The sequence below is a fragment of the Paenibacillus sp. ATY16 genome, from assembly GCF_003399985.2.
Classification (GTDB): Bacteria; Bacillota; Bacilli; order Paenibacillales; family Paenibacillaceae; genus Pristimantibacillus; species Pristimantibacillus glycanilyticus.
Window position 1 is genome coordinate 16,114 of the sequence record NZ_NMOK02000026.1, and the last position, 15,294, is coordinate 31,407.

The 15,294-nt window shown below is 53.0% G+C and carries 17 protein-coding genes; 12 read left to right on the plus strand and 5 right to left on the minus strand.

The annotated features are described in order from the left end of the window. Positions 1-15 precede the first annotated feature (15 nt). Entirely contained in the window at positions 16-402 is a 387-nt protein-coding gene (locus CFI03_RS16810) for a TM2 domain-containing protein (protein ID WP_127491044.1), read from the minus strand. A gap of 9 nt (positions 403-411) precedes the next feature. Continuing rightward, positions 412-753, minus strand: a complete 342-nt coding sequence (locus CFI03_RS16815; protein ID WP_248758105.1) for a TM2 domain-containing protein — start codon at positions 751-753, stop codon at positions 412-414. 217 nt (positions 754-970) lie between these two features. Between CFI03_RS16815 and CFI03_RS16820 the strand changes: the two genes are divergently transcribed. The 5 genes from CFI03_RS16820 (at position 971) to CFI03_RS16840 (ending at position 6,316) form a co-directional block, all read left to right on the plus strand. Then, a complete protein-coding gene (locus CFI03_RS16820) occupies positions 971-1,975 on the plus strand; it encodes a LacI family DNA-binding transcriptional regulator (RefSeq protein ID WP_248758248.1) in 1,005 nt (334 codons plus the stop codon). Between the two features lie 30 nt (positions 1,976-2,005). Beyond that, a complete protein-coding gene (locus CFI03_RS16825) occupies positions 2,006-3,175 on the plus strand; it encodes a Gfo/Idh/MocA family protein (protein ID WP_127491037.1) in 1,170 nt (389 codons plus the stop codon). 30 nt (positions 3,176-3,205) lie between these two features. Further along, positions 3,206-3,907, plus strand: a complete 702-nt coding sequence (locus tag CFI03_RS16830; RefSeq protein WP_248758106.1) for a ThuA domain-containing protein — start codon at positions 3,206-3,208, stop codon at positions 3,905-3,907. Continuing rightward, entirely contained in the window at positions 3,894-4,994 is a 1,101-nt protein-coding gene (locus tag CFI03_RS16835; RefSeq protein ID WP_248758107.1) for a Gfo/Idh/MocA family protein, read from the plus strand. The genes CFI03_RS16830 and CFI03_RS16835 overlap by 14 nt, the downstream gene beginning before the upstream one ends. 125 nt (positions 4,995-5,119) lie before the next feature. Beyond that, positions 5,120-6,316, plus strand: coding sequence for an alpha-D-ribose 1-methylphosphonate 5-triphosphate diphosphatase (locus tag CFI03_RS16840; RefSeq protein ID WP_248758108.1), 1,197 nt, complete (start codon positions 5,120-5,122; stop codon positions 6,314-6,316). On the opposite strand, the gene sspI is transcribed toward CFI03_RS16840, so the two are convergent. Further along, positions 6,313-6,540 carry a small acid-soluble spore protein SspI gene (gene sspI, locus CFI03_RS16845; RefSeq protein WP_248758109.1) on the minus strand — a complete coding sequence of 76 codons (228 nt, stop codon included), beginning with the start codon at positions 6,538-6,540 and terminating at the stop codon, positions 6,313-6,315. The genes CFI03_RS16840 and sspI overlap by 4 nt on opposite strands. Before the next feature lie 155 nt (positions 6,541-6,695). Here sspI and CFI03_RS16850 point away from each other — a divergent pair, with 155 nt between their 5' ends. Together CFI03_RS16850 and CFI03_RS16855 are read left to right on the plus strand one after the other, a co-directional pair. Further along, positions 6,696-7,361, plus strand: coding sequence for a potassium channel family protein (locus CFI03_RS16850; protein WP_248758110.1), 666 nt, complete (start codon positions 6,696-6,698; stop codon positions 7,359-7,361). An 8-nt stretch (positions 7,362-7,369) separates the two neighbouring features. Further along, a complete protein-coding gene (locus CFI03_RS16855) occupies positions 7,370-8,164 on the plus strand; it encodes a TrmH family RNA methyltransferase (protein WP_248758111.1) in 795 nt (264 codons plus the stop codon). A gap of 85 nt (positions 8,165-8,249) precedes the next feature. Here the strand turns inward: CFI03_RS16855 and CFI03_RS16860 are convergent, their stop codons facing one another. Both CFI03_RS16860 and CFI03_RS16865 read right to left on the minus strand, forming a co-directional pair. Then, complete coding sequence (locus CFI03_RS16860; protein ID WP_248758112.1) at positions 8,250-9,497, minus strand: MFS transporter; 1,248 nt, start codon at positions 9,495-9,497, stop codon at positions 8,250-8,252. 68 nt (positions 9,498-9,565) lie between these two features. Further along, positions 9,566-10,705, minus strand: a complete 1,140-nt coding sequence (locus tag CFI03_RS16865) for a winged helix-turn-helix domain-containing protein (RefSeq protein WP_248758113.1) — start codon at positions 10,703-10,705, stop codon at positions 9,566-9,568. A 286-nt stretch (positions 10,706-10,991) separates the two neighbouring features. Between CFI03_RS16865 and CFI03_RS16870 the strand changes: the two genes are divergently transcribed. From CFI03_RS16870 to CFI03_RS16890, 5 genes are read left to right on the plus strand one after another with little or no spacing between them, the layout of a single operon-like run. Continuing rightward, on the plus strand, positions 10,992-11,657 hold the full coding sequence (locus CFI03_RS16870; RefSeq protein ID WP_248758114.1) for a Crp/Fnr family transcriptional regulator: 666 nt from the start codon (positions 10,992-10,994) through the stop codon (positions 11,655-11,657). Between the two features lie 30 nt (positions 11,658-11,687). Beyond that, positions 11,688-12,527: an ABC transporter ATP-binding protein gene (locus CFI03_RS16875; RefSeq protein ID WP_248758115.1), complete on the plus strand. Its 840-nt coding sequence runs from the start codon at positions 11,688-11,690 to the stop codon at positions 12,525-12,527. Further along, on the plus strand, positions 12,460-13,224 hold the full coding sequence (locus CFI03_RS16880) for an ABC transporter permease (protein WP_201006031.1): 765 nt from the start codon (positions 12,460-12,462) through the stop codon (positions 13,222-13,224). The genes CFI03_RS16875 and CFI03_RS16880 overlap by 68 nt, the downstream gene beginning before the upstream one ends. Before the next feature lie 31 nt (positions 13,225-13,255). Then, the gene (locus CFI03_RS16885) at positions 13,256-14,317 is read left to right on the plus strand and encodes an ABC transporter substrate-binding protein (protein ID WP_248758116.1); all 1,062 of its coding nucleotides are present in this window, start codon (positions 13,256-13,258) and stop codon (positions 14,315-14,317) included. 22 nt (positions 14,318-14,339) lie between these two features. After that, positions 14,340-15,257, plus strand: coding sequence for an MBL fold metallo-hydrolase (locus tag CFI03_RS16890; RefSeq protein ID WP_248758117.1), 918 nt, complete (start codon positions 14,340-14,342; stop codon positions 15,255-15,257). The last annotated feature ends 37 nt before the right edge of the window (positions 15,258-15,294 follow it).

Sequence of the window (15,294 nt, forward strand, 5' to 3'; positions counted from 1 at the left end):
TTTTGCATTGCGTTGCTATTGCCGGTATCGAATAATTTGCTCAATCAAATCCCGTTCGACTTCCTTGTTGTACGCTTTGACCATGCGGGAGATTAAGAAGAGATCCACGATAACCCAGATGAACAAGGCGGCAGCAGGAAGAGCGAATAGGATGGTGCTGATAATTAACAAAGCCTTTTGTTCAGCTGCGGAAGCAATACTGAGTAATATATAGGCTAGAGTTGCGATGAGGAAAAGAATCAGCTGGATAATGGCCGTTTTCTTGCGCTTCAGATAAAAGCGGTGTACGCCGAGGTGACCGCCAAGAAGCATCAGATAAGCGATAGCCGCCGATTTTTCGCTACTCCGCATCTCGGAGTTGAATACCATCAGTTCATTCAGCGTGAGGTCTTGCCGATTCATGATGACCTCCTAGAATGAGCCACCGTGAAAATGCTTGTGAGCCATAATTTCGTCAATAAGCTGGCCCTCGACTGCGCGGTTGCGGTCTCTCACCCATGTGTGCAGGAGGAAAGCATCCACGATCCACCAGATGGAAGTCACAATCAAGCCGATAACGGAAATGGAAAGAATAAGCTGTGCAATCGCGGAGCCTGTACGCCCGAGATAGAAGCGGTGACCGCCAAACATGCCGAGGAAATACCAGAGAACGTAAGCGATGACCATATTCTTGCCACGATCCTTCACCTCTTGCTCCAGCAGAAGTAGCTCCCTGGCGTCTAGTTGGCTTTTTTGCGCGATGTTAAATGACATGTATTGCTCCCCTTTATCTAAATTGTAGTCTACCAGCTAAAGTATAGGGGTTATGTAAAAATCATACAACCCAAATTTTCATAATAATAATGGAAATCTTTATTGGCTTATCCGGTTGACGGAATAGCGCTTTCATGACATAATGTACGCGTGTACATTACAGCTAAACAGCAGCAAAAGACTTAAGTAATACATGCAATAACGGGAGGCGCCGACTATCAGCAGGAAAGAAGTAGCGAAGCTGGCCGGTGTATCGGAAGCAACGGTATCCCGGGTACTTAACAATGTAGGGCCTATTAAGGAAGAGACACGAATTCGCGTGCTGGAGGCGGCCAAAGAGCTGGGGTATGTGCCTAATGCGCTTGCTCAGCGCTTTGCCAGGAGGAAAAGCGGGAACGTTGGCGTCATTCTGCCGTTTGTGCCGAAGGTTCATTTGTTCTCGACTTATTACTTTGCGGAAATATTAAGCGGGATCGGCGAGGCGGCGAAGGCCTGCAACTATGATCTGCTGCTAATCTTCCGGGAGCCGGACAGTCCGCGTGATTACGCAAAGCTGTTCCGGACGCAGAAGGTGGATGCCTGTATCGTGCTGGGCGCTCAAAATGTTGCCGAGGAACGAGCCGCGCTAGCCGAGCTTCAGGAGGAAGGTTATCCATTCTGCCTCGTGAACCAGCGGTTTGACGAGAAAGGATACCTGACCGTCGATGCGGACCATGAGTCGGGAAGCTACGAAGCGGTTCAGCATCTGATTGCAAACGGCTTCAAGCAGATTGCCTTCCTGAACGGGCCGGATGCTTTCTCGAGCAGCGGGGACAGGCTTGCCGGCTATAAGCGTGCGCTGGAGGAATCGGGGATCCGGCACGAGGATGAGCGGATATTCACCGGTAATTACAGCAGGAAGAGCGGGTATGAAGCGGCCTCACGGCTATCCGAGGGAATCAGGAGCAAGCGGATTGACGCTGTTTTCGCGGCTAATGACCGGATGGCGATTGGCTTGATGGACGGTCTTCGGGAGTACGGCATTGAAGCGGGCAAGGATATCGGCCTGATCGGTTACGATGATTCGGACAGCTCCAGAATCGTAACGCCGAAGCTGTCGACGGTATCGGTTCCTTTTTACGAGATGGGACGACGAGCCGCCATGAAGCTGCTGGCAGCGGAAACCGAAGAGCCGGGGAATACGATTCTTCCCGTTCAACTCATTAAGCGAGAAACAACCTAAAATACGTTATCGAGAGGCGGTAGTTTAAGAATGAGCAAACTTCGTGTCGGAATGGTTGGTTATAAATTTATGGGTAAGGCACACAGCAACGCGTACCGCGCGCTGCCGATGTTTTTCCCGGAAACCGCTGTACTGCCGGAAATGACCGCGATTTGCGGCCGTGATCCGGTAGGTCTCGAGAAGGCGCGGACGCAATTCGGCTGGCAGAGCGGCGAGACGGATTGGCGCAAGCTGGTCGCGCGCGAGGATATTGATCTGATCGACATTAATGCGCCAAGCGACGCTCATAAGGAGATTACGATTGCGGCTGCCGAAGCGGGCAAGCATCTGTTCTGCGAGAAACCGCTCGCGCTGACGCTGGAAGATGCGAACGAAATGCTGGCTGCTGCCGAGAAAGCAGGCGTGAAGCATATGGTTGGCTTTAACTACCGCTTTGCTCCGGCTGTCCAGTTGGCGAAAAAGCTGATCTCGGAAGGACGTATCGGTAAAATCCATCATTTCCGCGCCGTCTTCCTCCAGGACTGGATTCTTGATCCGGAGTTCCCGCTGGTATGGCGCCTGAAGAAGGAAATCGCCGGTTCCGGCTCGCATGGCGACCTTGGCGCGCACTTGATCGATATGGCCCGTTTCCTCGTTGGCGAGTTCCAGGAAGTTATCGGGATGGAAGAGACCTTCGTCAAGGAACGTCCGGTTTCCGAATCGATGACGGGCCTTAGCGCAACAAAAAGCGGCGCGGACGCGCCGCGCGGGGAAGTAACGGTTGACGATGCAACGCTGTTCCTGACAAGGTTCGAGAATGGCGCGCTGGGCAGCTTTGAAGCTACCCGCTTTGCGGCAGGACACCGTTGCACGAATGCGTTCGAGATTAACGGCAGCAAAGGCAGCATCAAATTCGACTTCGAACGGATGAACGAGCTTGAGGTTTACTTCACGGAGGATGCCGACGATGTGCAAGGCTTCCGCCGCGTACTCGCAACCGATGCTTCCCATGCTTACATGGATGCCTGGTGGCCAGCCGGTCATACCATCGGATACGAGCATACGTTCACTCATGAAGTGCATGAGCTGATGACGGCAATCGCGGAAGACCGCCAGCCGGTGCCGAACTTCCATGACGGCGTGAGATGCCAAGAGGTGCTTGTTGCGGTGGAACGCTCGATTGCGGAACGTCGCTGGGTTGCTTTGAAAGAGTTCCAATAATTCTGCGGGCAGAGGAGACTAACGAAGACGATGAGAAAAGCACTGATCGTATGGGGCGGCTGGGACGGTCATCAGCCGAAGGAAGTTGCGGGTATTTTTGAAGACGTGCTGGTGAAGGAAGGCTTCGAGGTTGAAGTATCGGATACGCTGGACGCGTTTGCGGACGTGGAAAAACTGAAGGGCCTCGATCTGATCGTACCGATCTGGACGATGGATAAGATTAAGCCGGAGTATGTGCAAAACGTATCGGAAGCCGTTCAAAGCGGCGTTGGCCTTGCCGGCTGTCATGGCGGCATGTGCGACGCTTTCCGGGAAAACGTAGACTGGCAGTTCATGACCGGCGGCCAATGGGTAGCGCATCCGGGCAATGACGGCACGGATTACGTCGTGAACATCAAGCATAGCTCCAGCCCGCTGACGGAAGGCATCGAGGACTTTGAAGTCAGCTCGGAGCAGTATTACCTGCATGTCGATCCGGCCGTTGAAGTACTCGCAACAACCCGGTTCCCGGTGACCGAAGGGCCTCACTCCCTGAACAAGGCAGTTGATATGCCGGTAGCCTGGACGAAGCGCTGGGGCGTTGGACGCGTCTATTATAACTCGCTTGGCCATCAAGCCAACATTATCGATATTCCCGTGGTCAAAGAAATGATGCGCCGGGGCTTCAACTGGTGCGCGGAAGGCAAAACGGCAGCGGTAAACGGAGGGACTCACGCTCATGCACAAGCTTAAGGTCGGCGTTATCGGAACAGGCAATATCAGCAGCGCGTATTTGAACAACGGCAAGAAATTCGATTCGATGGAAATTGTCGCTTGCGCGGATTTGGACGTAGACCGGGCGAAGGCGAAAGCCGAGGAATTCGGCATCCGGGGCTGCTCGGTGGAAGCGCTGCTCGCCGATCCGGAAATCGGTATGGTCATCAACCTGACGATTCCGCAGGCGCATGCGGCGGTATGCCTGCAGGCGCTTGAAGCCGGCAAGCATGTATACGTAGAGAAGCCATTTGCGGTTACCCGCGAAGAAGCGCAGGCCGTGCTTGAGCTTGCGGCACGCAAAGGGCTGCTTGTGGGCAGCGCGCCGGATACGTTCCTTGGCGGCGGTATTCAAACGAGCATCAAGCTGATCGAAGACGGCTGGATCGGTACGCCAATCGGCGCAACGGCCTTTATGATGTCGGGCGGTCATGAGACTTGGCATCCGGCACCGGAGTTTTATTATCAGAAAGGCGGCGGCCCGATGTTCGATATGGGTCCGTACTATCTGACGGCTATGGTAGCCATGCTTGGACCTATCAGCCGCGTAACCGGCATGGCCCGCGCTTCGTTCCCGGAACGGACGATTACAAGCCAGCCGAAGTTCGGTCAAAAAATTCAGGTTGAGGTTCCGACGCATGTCGCCGGCATTATCGAGTTTGCATCCGGTCCGATTGGAACGATTCTGCAAACCTTTGACGTGAGAGGCGGATCCACTTTGCCTCGAATCGAGGTATACGGATCTGCGGGAACGCTGCTTGTTCCGGATCCGAATACGTTTGGCGGTCCTATCCAATTCAAACGCGCGGGTTCGCACGAGTGGTCGGAGATTCCGCTCGTGTATCCGAACACGGATAACGTACGAGGCCTAGGCGCTGCCGATCTTGCGAAAGCGGCGCTTACCGGACGCAAGGCGCGTCCAAGCGGCGAGCTTGCTTATCACGTGCTGGAAGCGATGCATGGCTTCTTCGATGCGGCCGAGCAAGGCGCGCATTATATCATGAAGAGCAGCTGCGAGAAGCCGGCGCCGTTTACGCTTGGTCTTCAACCGAACAGCTTGGACTAATTTGTCAAATATAAGCCATTCTAGGTCGGCGGGTATCCCGCCGGCTTTTTTTCGATTAAACCCTCTTATGGCTGGAGTTAAATTATGGTATCTTTTGAGTAGAAGCCTGAAAGGGGTTATGCCTGATGACTGCTCAAACGCAGAATTGCGTGCTCATCCGTAATGGGATTGTTGTGCTTGAGGACCAGCTTGTCGCTTCAACTATCGTCGTCAAGGACGGTATCATTGACGCGCTTCTGACTGATGAAGAGGCTATTCGGCAGTATGAGCATAGCTGCGGAGATGAGGCGAATCGGATTGATGCAGCAGGGCGATATATTCTCCCCGGATTAATTGATATTCATAACGACGCGATAGAGAAAGAAGTGCAGCCACGGCCCAATACTTTATTTCCGCTCGAGATGTCGTTCCTGGAATTCGAACGCAAAATGCCGCTTCACGGCATTACAACGATGTACCATTCTTTGTCGCTTGGCGTTGGCTTAAGCTTGCGGGGGGATCATCTGTTGACCGGGATGGTTGAGTGTATTGACCAGTACAGGAGAGAGCGCTCGGTTATCCGGAACCGAATCCATTTGCGTTACGAAGTCTCTTACTTGGCGGGGTATCCAATCGTTGAGCAGTATATCAAAGACCGGAAGATTGACTATTTGTCCTTTATGGATCATTCCCCGGGCCAGGGACAATACAGGGCGCCGGGATCTTTTGAACGATATGTCATGAAAAATCAAGGGGTTGGCATCGAGGAAGTACAGGTTATCGTCGAAGAGCTGCTTTTGTGCAGAAACCAGATCGATTGGGAGAATCTCCGCGAGCTCAGCCGTTTGGCTGGACAGCAGGGTATTCGGCTTGCTTCCCATGACGATGATTCGGTTGAACAGGTGGAGCGTTCAAGAGGATTTGGCGTTTCGGTAACGGAATTCCCCATTAACATGGAAACCGCCCAATATGCCGCAAGATCGGGTCTTTTCGTATGCGTCGGCGCGCCGAATCTCGTTAGAGGAGGATCCCATGATCATAACCTGCGCGCATTGGATGTTATCAAGGAAGGCGAAGCCACTATTATTTGCTCCGATTATCATCCGTCTTCATTATTAAAGGCTATCTTTATGCTTGCAGAGCAGGAAGTGCTGGATTTGCCGGCGGCTGTTCGTTTGGGGACTCTTTACCCGGCGCAGGCGCTTGGCATTGCCGATCAATACGGCGCGATTGCGCCGGGTAAAGCCGCAGATTTAATTCTTGTTGATCAATACCAAGGCCATCCTTGGGTTACGCATACCATTGTCGGCGGTAAAACCGTCTATACAGCGGATGCGCGTTAGGTAGCAGCAGGCTTCAATTTCTGAAGCTTCGCATGCAGGGCATCAACAAGCTTTGACTGCTCCTCGGCGGATATTTCTTTCCAGATCAGCTCGAATAATACGCCAAGTCCGGGGAGCGTTTTTTCCTCATTGCCGACGGAGTCCTCGATAACGTCTTTCATTTGTTCTTTTGTGTTATTTCTGACGTTGTTGATAATGGCTTGACGCAAATCCAGATTAATCAATCGGATTCCCTCCAAGTCTTCATGAAATCGTGCTTCATTACTGTTTCCGAATCGGGCGATTTTCATCCGGGCGCGGTGGATATGCTATAATAATCAGGATTAGGCAATGTCGTAAACGCATCTTGCAGGCTTTGAAGGGAGTAGGATGAAACGAAATGGCCAAGAAACAATTTGCAGTTATCGGGATGGGGCGATTCGGCTCCAGTATCGCCAATTCGCTAACGGAAATGGGCTTTGAGGTGCTGGCTATCGATTCGAGCGAAGACAAAATCCAGGACGCCATTAATAAAGTTACCCATGCCGTATCCGCGGATTCAACGGATGAAGAGGCGCTTCGCTCGCTTGGCATCCGCAACTTCGATGTTGTCGTGGTGGCCATCGGGGAAGATATTCAGGCAAGCATTCTCACTACGCTGATTCTGAAGGATCTCGGCGTCAAAATGATTGTCGTCAAAGCGCAAAACGAATTGCATGGCAAAGTATTAACCAAGATCGGTGCGGATAAAGTGGTTTATCCGGAGCGGGATATGGGCATGCGCGTCGCCCATCATTTGATTTCCCCTAATATCCTGGAGTATATCGAGATCTCGGAGGATCACAGCATTATCGATCTGAAAGCGCCGGAAGCGATGATCGGGAAGAGCCTCAAGCAGCTGGACATCCGGGCGAAATTCAAATGCAACGTAATGGCGATCAAGACGAATGGACAAATGAACATCGCTCCTTATCCGGATGATCTAATCCGTCCGGAGGATGTCCTTGTTATCGTTGGAAGAAACGCTGATTTATCCAATTTGGAAATAGCTTATTCGGAAGGCTGATCGGAATTATGAGTCATTTATTATTAACCTCTATTCAAAATGAACGGGTGAAGCAGTGGGCTTCCTTGCTGGATAAAAAGTACCGGGACCGGACAAGCCTCTTCATTATTGAAGGCGTTCATCTGGTGCTGGAAGCCTTCAAATCCTCCGCTGCCGTGCAATGCGTCGTGTATAATACGGAGCGCGGCATTCCGCATGAGCTGGAGCAGCTTGCCCGGGAGGGCGGAACGGAATGGGTGCAGGCAACGCCGCAAGTCATGGCGAAATGCACGGGAACCGATACGCCGCCGCCGGTGTTCGCCGTACTGGAGAAGCTGAAGCGGGACGATACCGCCTTGTTCCGGAACAACAGCCTTGTTGTTGTCCTAGATGGGGTACGCGATCCGGGTAACGTTGGCACGATTATCCGCAGCGCGGATGCGGTTGGAGCGGATGCGGTTGTGCTGGGCAAAGGCAGCGTAGATCTGTATAATCCGAAGACGGTGCGTTCCACGATGGGCTCGCTATTCCATCTGCCGATTATTGAGGCGGATCTCGCGGAGCTGCTGCCCGAGGCGCAAAGCAAAGGAATCAAGCTTGTCGGGACAAGCCTGCAGGCGGCTCACACTTGCTATACATACGACTGGACGTCCGGCACCTGGCTTCTGATGGGCAATGAATCGGAAGGACTGTCCGATGCGGTACGGCAGACGGTTGACGAATCGGTTATTATTCCGATGCAAGGCGAAGCGGAATCGCTCAACGTCGCGATGGCTGCGACCGTGCTGTTGTACGAGGCTTTGAGACAGCGGAAATATAAATAGGTTATGAACATTCGAATTCGATAACGAGCAAGGAGGAGCTTTGCCCCTATAAGCCGGGGAAGGCTCCTCCTTGCTCGTTTTTTTGTTAAGCGTTGCTTGAAATCTCAGGCTTCATCGTATCTTTGTTCGACTTTCCCCATATCTGCCGACGCAGCATAATCCCGGCGATACCGATTATCCCCACCGCCAGCCCGACAAGCAAGAACGTGCGGCTTGCTCCCATTAGACCGATCAGCGCGCCGCCGCTGAGCGGAGCAATGACGAAGATGACGCTGCTCAAGGAGTCAAATATGCCGCTGACACGGCCAACGGCTTCGGGCGGCGTTTCCTTCTGCAGAATGTAGTTCATTCCCGAGGAGGTGAAGCCGGTACCGATCCCTCCGATAAAAAATACGAGCAGCATAAGCCACAGCGGACTGTCTTGACGGAAAGCGCCGGCTGCCGCGAACATCAGGCCGATCAGCGCCACGCCTCCACCAAGCAACCTGCCATACGCCGTAAGCTCCTGGTATCGGCGAAGCCACGTCACACTCGCAAGTCCGCCGGCGCCGATTGCCGTTACGAGCCAGCCCATCAAATCGGGCTGTTCCGGGGCAATCTCGCGGAAGAGGACGGCGAATTGGGCATCGATCATTTGGATGCCGGCCAGCCCGATTAAGCTGAAGAGAAGACTGATGCGCAAGATGCGGCTGTGCCATAGAAGGCGCCAACCATCGCGCCATTCGCCCCGCAGGCTCCCTTTCTTCCCGGTTGCGGAGGCGGCAGCCGGCATCCGCCCATCGACGGCGGGGACAAGAAGGAGCAAGAAGGCGGACACGACGTAGCAGACCGCGTTCACCGCCATGCTGACGGAAGGGGAAAATGCGGACGCCGCGGAGGCGCCAAGCAGAGGCCCTAGTATTTTGGACAGCTGGAAGACCGCTCCGTTAAGAGAGGTAGCCTGCAAGAGCTGATCCGGCGCAACAACGGCCCGAGTCATCGACTGTTGTGCGGGAAAGTGGAAGACGCGGGCGGTCGAGCGGATTGCGATCAATCCGAGAAGAACTCCCGCGTTAGGGGCGAAGATAAGCAGGACGGTTAATCCCGAGCGCAGAAGATCTGTGGCGATCATCAGGTTGCGTTTGTTCCAGCGGTCCGCCCAAATTCCTGCCAGTTGGCTGAACGCAATGCCTGGCACGGCAAAACATAGAGGCAGCAGCGCGATCGTCATCGCGTCCGCCTTCCAAATGAATCCGAGAAGAATCATGACAGCCATAAAGTCGAAATAATCGCCAAAAGCCGAAAGGCCGTAGGCGGCGAACATTTTCGCAAACGAGCGGTTTTTTCTTAACATTAGTAGGCTATCCCCCGTGAATGGAATCGTAATGATTCCAATGGTATCAGGGGAATGTCAGAGAATGATCAGAGATGCTTTTTAAGCAACTGCTCCGTTTGAGGCAGCAGCTCTTCAAAGCGGTAACGGACAGCAAGCTGGTCCCATTGCCGTTGGTAGGCTAGCCGATACGTTTCATCGCATTGGTGGATCGCGAGAAATCGCAGCAATGTACTTAAGCTAAAGAGAAGATGGGGAAGGAACTCCGTATGGCGGAGTGTCTGAAGCCCTTCATCCAGCGCAAGTCTCGCGGCCGGAATGCTGCTTCGCCGGTATAGGAGCATTGCCATGGCCACGAGATAAGCTCCCCGCTCGCGCTTGATCGGATGGCGCAGCAGCAGCTCGTCGCATTCGCGCAGCTTGGCATCCGCAGCCTCGAGCTTCCCCGTCCATATCGCCAGATACGTCTCCTTCAGCAGAAAGAGTGCCGTGAAGCTAGGGGAGTCGAGCCCTTCAATCTCCTGCCTGATTGTTTCAAGACCCTCCCGGGCAAGATCCGGCTTTCCGACTTCCGTATAGAGGAGAACGAGGCTGAGCTGCAAGTCATACCGCCATGCCAGTGCATTGGCGTTGTCTTGGGCAAGAAGCTTTTCGATATAAGGGAGCGTAGCTGCAGGCTCCGGTTGAATGATGGAGTGGATATACACGGCATACGTCAGCTTCTGCCAGAGGGAAACCCCGTCCGCTGTCAGGAGCCATTCGAAATCGCCGCGAATAAAACGCAGATAGGCGTCATTATAAGGGTCGCCTGGCAGGCTTAATACTTCACGGTTCTCCGATAGCAGCTGCATGGCCGCTCCCATGCCAAGGCTGTGATATCTGGAGAATAATCGCTTCACGTCCACCGCGAACTGTTCGTCAAAGCTTAGCGGGTTAACGTTCGGCTCCGGAGCGCGGCGCACGAGCTTGTAGCCCTGGCCCCGGACGGTTTCCACGCGCACCAGATGGCTCCAGCCGGCTAATTTTCTTCGGACGCGGTAGATATGGTCGTCTACGGTCCGGTCGGTTGGGGCTTCCATCGGCCAAACGGCATCAAGCAAGGCCTCGCGAGTAAACGAGCGTCCGGCATGCTCGTAAAGAAAGCGAAAGAGCGCAAACTCCTTCGGCAAGAAACTTACGCGCTCGCCCGCGTACGCGACTTGATAAGTATCCGGATTGAAATGAAACATGCGAAACTCCCTGCCCTTCCCCCTTGCGCTTGCAATACTTCTTTTCTTTGATGATGGCATGGCGGATCGTAGAAAGCAAGCGAACATCTTGATCTGCCAAACTTAGTTCAGACTTTTTCCGGGGCCTTTTACTCCCGATGGTTTTCTAAAATTTTGTTCGTTTTGTCGGATACCCGACATTTTTATAGCAGTGAAATATGTTATTATCCGTATATCACATGCGAAAAGTCGGATTAATTCTCATGCCTGATTCTAAAAGCTAACCGAATTCGAGGTGAATACGAATATGGATGAAATCGTCGCTGGCAAGGATTATCAGGAGAAGGACGACGTCAAGCAAACAATCCTGAGCGTGTTCCGCGAATACGGCACGGAGCGGACCTACAGCAAGCAAGAATTTATATTTCAGGAGCACGATCCGCCTTCGGCTGCTCATTACGTGGCATCGGGCCTTGTCAAAATCTCGCAAACCTCACAGGAGGGGCAAGGCATTACCTTATTCCTTCGTTACCCCGGCGAGATGTTCGGCAACGCGGAGCTGCTTACCCAGCTTGACCGCAGGCGTTACGCCCAGTGCTTGGCGGAAAGTCAAATCATGACGCTGGAATCGCAGCTGTATCAGGAGCTGGCTCGATCCAATGCTTCGTTCGCTTATGCGCTGGCCGTGATTACCGCGCGGAGGCTGCTGCAGACGCAAAATATGGTGGAAACGCTGATCAGTCGTCCGGTCGCTTGGCGGTTAGCTTGGTTCCTGATGCAGATGGGCAGGGAGCGCGAGGATCGGATTGAGGTGCAGCTTCAATTGAGCCACGAGGAAATTTCCTATGTGATCGGCTGCAGCAGGCAGACGGTAACCGAGATTTTGAACAAATGGCGGGACAGACAGCTCATTACTTACAGCAAAAAGAACATTATTATTCATCATCCAAGCCGATTCTTCTCGGTTATTTGATCTTAAACGGCTTGGAAGGAAGGGACCGGCATGATTGAAATTGAGAAGGTCAGTAAAGCATTCGAACAGAAGCAAAAAAAATCCTACCAGGTTCTCGATGACGTATCGTTCACGATTAAACAGGGGGAATTCGTCTCCCTGCTTGGTCCTTCTGGCTGCGGGAAATCGACGCTTCTAAATTTGATTGCCGGCTTCGAGAGGAGCTACTCCGGCATGATTCGAGTCAACGGAGAGCCTGTCAAGGGACCGGGTGCCGGCAAGGTCGTCGTGTTTCAGGAGCACGGCCTATTCCCGTGGATGAACGTTCTGGACAACGTGGCGTTTGGCTTGAAGCAGCAAGGCATACCCAAGAAAAAAAGATACGAGCGGGCTTTGGAGGGCATCAAATCGGTGCATCTCAGCAAATTCATAGACCGCTACCCGCATGAATTGTCAGGGGGCATGAAGCAGCGAGTTGCCATTGCGAGAGCGCTCGTTATGGAGCCGGACATCTTGCTGATGGATGAGCCGTTTGCGGCGCTTGACGAACAAACAAGGTATATTCTGCAAAAGGATCTGGAGGACATCTGGCTGAAAACGCGCAAAACCGTGCTGTTCATCACGCATAACATCAGGGAAGCCGTACTCTTGTCCGACCGCGTTCTCGTTATGGCGACGCAGCCCGGCCGGATCAAGAAGGAATTTGTTATTCAGGCGGCACGGCCGCATCAGGCGGGCGATCCGTTGATTCATCATTACGAGAACAAAATCATGGAGACGCTCACCGAGGAGCTGGAGAAGGTTGTAAGAGAGGAGATGGGCCATGACTATCGCTTGGAGAAGAACGCTATTCCTAGTCTTCCTGATCGCGATTTGGGAATTGGGATATAGGGTTTTCGATTGGGGCTGGAAATTTCCTTCTCCGCTCCAGACGGCGGAAGCCTTTGTTGACGGGTTTGCGAACGGCCATCTATTCGGCTCGATTCTAGCCAGTATGCGAAGACTGCTTATCTCCTTCGTCATCTCCATTCTCCTCGGCACCGGGCTTGGTTTCTTGTTCGCTCGCTTTCGGTTCCTGGACGAAACCTTCGGCTTCCTTGTAGTCGCCCTGCAGACCGTGCCAAGCATTGCCTGGCTGCCCTTCGCCATCATTTGGTTTGGACTAAACGACACCTCGGTCATTTTCATTACGGCCATTGGCGCAACCTGGACGATGTCGATGGCGAGCCGAACCGGCATTGCTCAAATTTCGAAAATTCATTTGCGGGCCGCCCGGATGATGGGCACAGGCAATGGGCTGAAGCTGTTCTATCAAGTAATGCTGCCGGCCGCTTTTCCCCATTTAATTACGGGTGTTCGCGTGGCATGGGCATTCGCCTGGCGCGCCCTGACGGCTGGGGAGCTGATTGGACGCGGACTAGGTCTCGGCCAGACCCTTCAAGACAGCCGGGACATCGGGGATACGGCAACCCTTCTATGCGTCGTCATTATCATAGCGCTTATTGGAACGATCTCCGACCATTTTTGTTTTAAGCGGCTGGAGGATGGCATTATGGTGCGCTTTGGTCTGCACGCGGCCAAAAATTAAAACATGATTTTTATGAATACGGGGGAGAACGATGAAGATTAGAATTGGTTTGAAACCAGGTACAAAAAGCATTCTGCTGGGAGCCGTGCTCCTGCTGACGAGCATGCTGGCTGCCTGCGGCTCGAACGGCGGCCAGGCTGCTTCTTCGGAGGGACAAGTTACCGTAAAAATCGGCCTTTTGAAAAACGTAACGCACGCTCCTGGCTTTGTGGCCCTTAAGAACGGATACTTCCAGGAGCAATTCGGCAAAAATGCGAAGATTGAAGTTACGGCCTTTGACAATGGCTCCGACTTCTCCACGGCTATCGCTACGAATCAGATCGATCTAGGCTACGTTGGGCCTGGCCCGGCTATCAATCAATATTTGAAAAGCAAAAACTTCCGAATCATCTCGGGCTCTAACAATGGCGGTGCGGTATTGATCGCGGGCAAGGACGCCGGCATCAAATCCGTTAAGGATCTTACCGGCAAGACGGTGTCGATTCCGACCAAAGGCAGCACGAACGAAATTTCCCTGCGCCTTCTGCTGCAGCAGGAAGGGCTCAAGGTTGCGACGGACAAATCAGGCGTTCAGATCATCACGCGCGCTCCAGCCGATACGCTTGTCGCTATGCGGCAAAAGGAGGTTGACGCGACTCTTATTCCGGAGCCATGGGGTACGCAGATGGTCGAAGAGGGAACCGGCGTGGTGCTGGTGGATTGGGATAAAATCCCTCCAAACGACGGCGATTATCCGCTCACCATCTTGATGGCCAGCGATAAATTTCTGAAGGAACATCGGGATTTGGCCAAGGGCGCCATTAAGGCCAATAAGCAGGGAATCGACTTTATTAACGAACACCCGGACGAAGCCTATACGCTTATTAGCGACGAGCTGAAAGAGCTAAGCGGTAAAGGCATGGATGCGAAGCTGATCAAGGCGGCGCTGGACCATTTGCATTTGACCGAGAACGTGGATCTGAACGTCATCAAGACGATGGCCAAGGTTTCGTTTGACGCGGGCTATTTGAAAGGCATAAAGGACGAGAGTCAGGTGGATCTGTCCCAATTCTACGATCCTTCGCTGCTGGATGAAGGGAAGAAAGGGAAGTAACGAAATAAGTGGAGGTATCGGTATGTTGATTCAAACGCAAGACAATATCGTTTCCGATTATCATGAGCGCATGAAGGTCGTACTACTCGGAACGGGGACGCCGCGCGCATTCGGAAACCGGGCTAAATCCTCCGTTGCGATTCTGGCAGGCAGCAAAGTGTTCGTCGTGGATTGCGGGGGGGCCGTCGTGGACCAGCTGATCAGAGCCGGCATCATGCCGCAGCGCGTATCGGATGTGCTGTTCACTCATCATCACAGCGATCATAACTCGGGCTTCTTCGACTTATTCATCTCCAGCTGGCGAACGCATGTTGTGCCGGGACGCGTGTTCGAAGGCAGGTCGGTGCCCATGAGCGTGTATGGACCAACAACAACGCGAGAGATTATCGGGAAGATGCGGGAATCCTTCGATTTCGACGCAAACCTGCGGATCCACTACAACTTGTCCGCGGAAGACGCTTCCAGGATTGAATATTTTGAAAACAATGAAGGTGTCGTCTACGACAAGGAAGGTATTCGGATTACCGCATTTGAAGTGGATCATAGGCCCGTCTATCCCGCGATTGCATACAAGGTTGAGTATAATGGCAAAGCGGTGGTTATCTCGGGCGATACGATACCGGTAGCGAATATGATCAAGTATAGCAAAGGAGCCGATCTGCTTATTCACGAGTCATACAATAAAACTTGGCTTGACGCTCTGATTGCGGAATTCCCGGAACAGGCACAGTCCTTAAGCAATCCGGCTAAGTATCATTCCACCACCTTGGAGGTGGCGGAGCTCGCGAGGCAGGCGGGCGTGCCCCATCTTGTGCTGACGCATCATATCCCGGCGCCTTTCCCAACGGAGGAAGCGGAAGCGGAATATACGCAGGGAATGCGGCAGATCTACCAAGGAACAATTACGATGGGCCGTGATTTGATGGCGTTTGAGTTATAAAAATATTTTTTATTCCAGGCGTATAATTTTCCAGTCA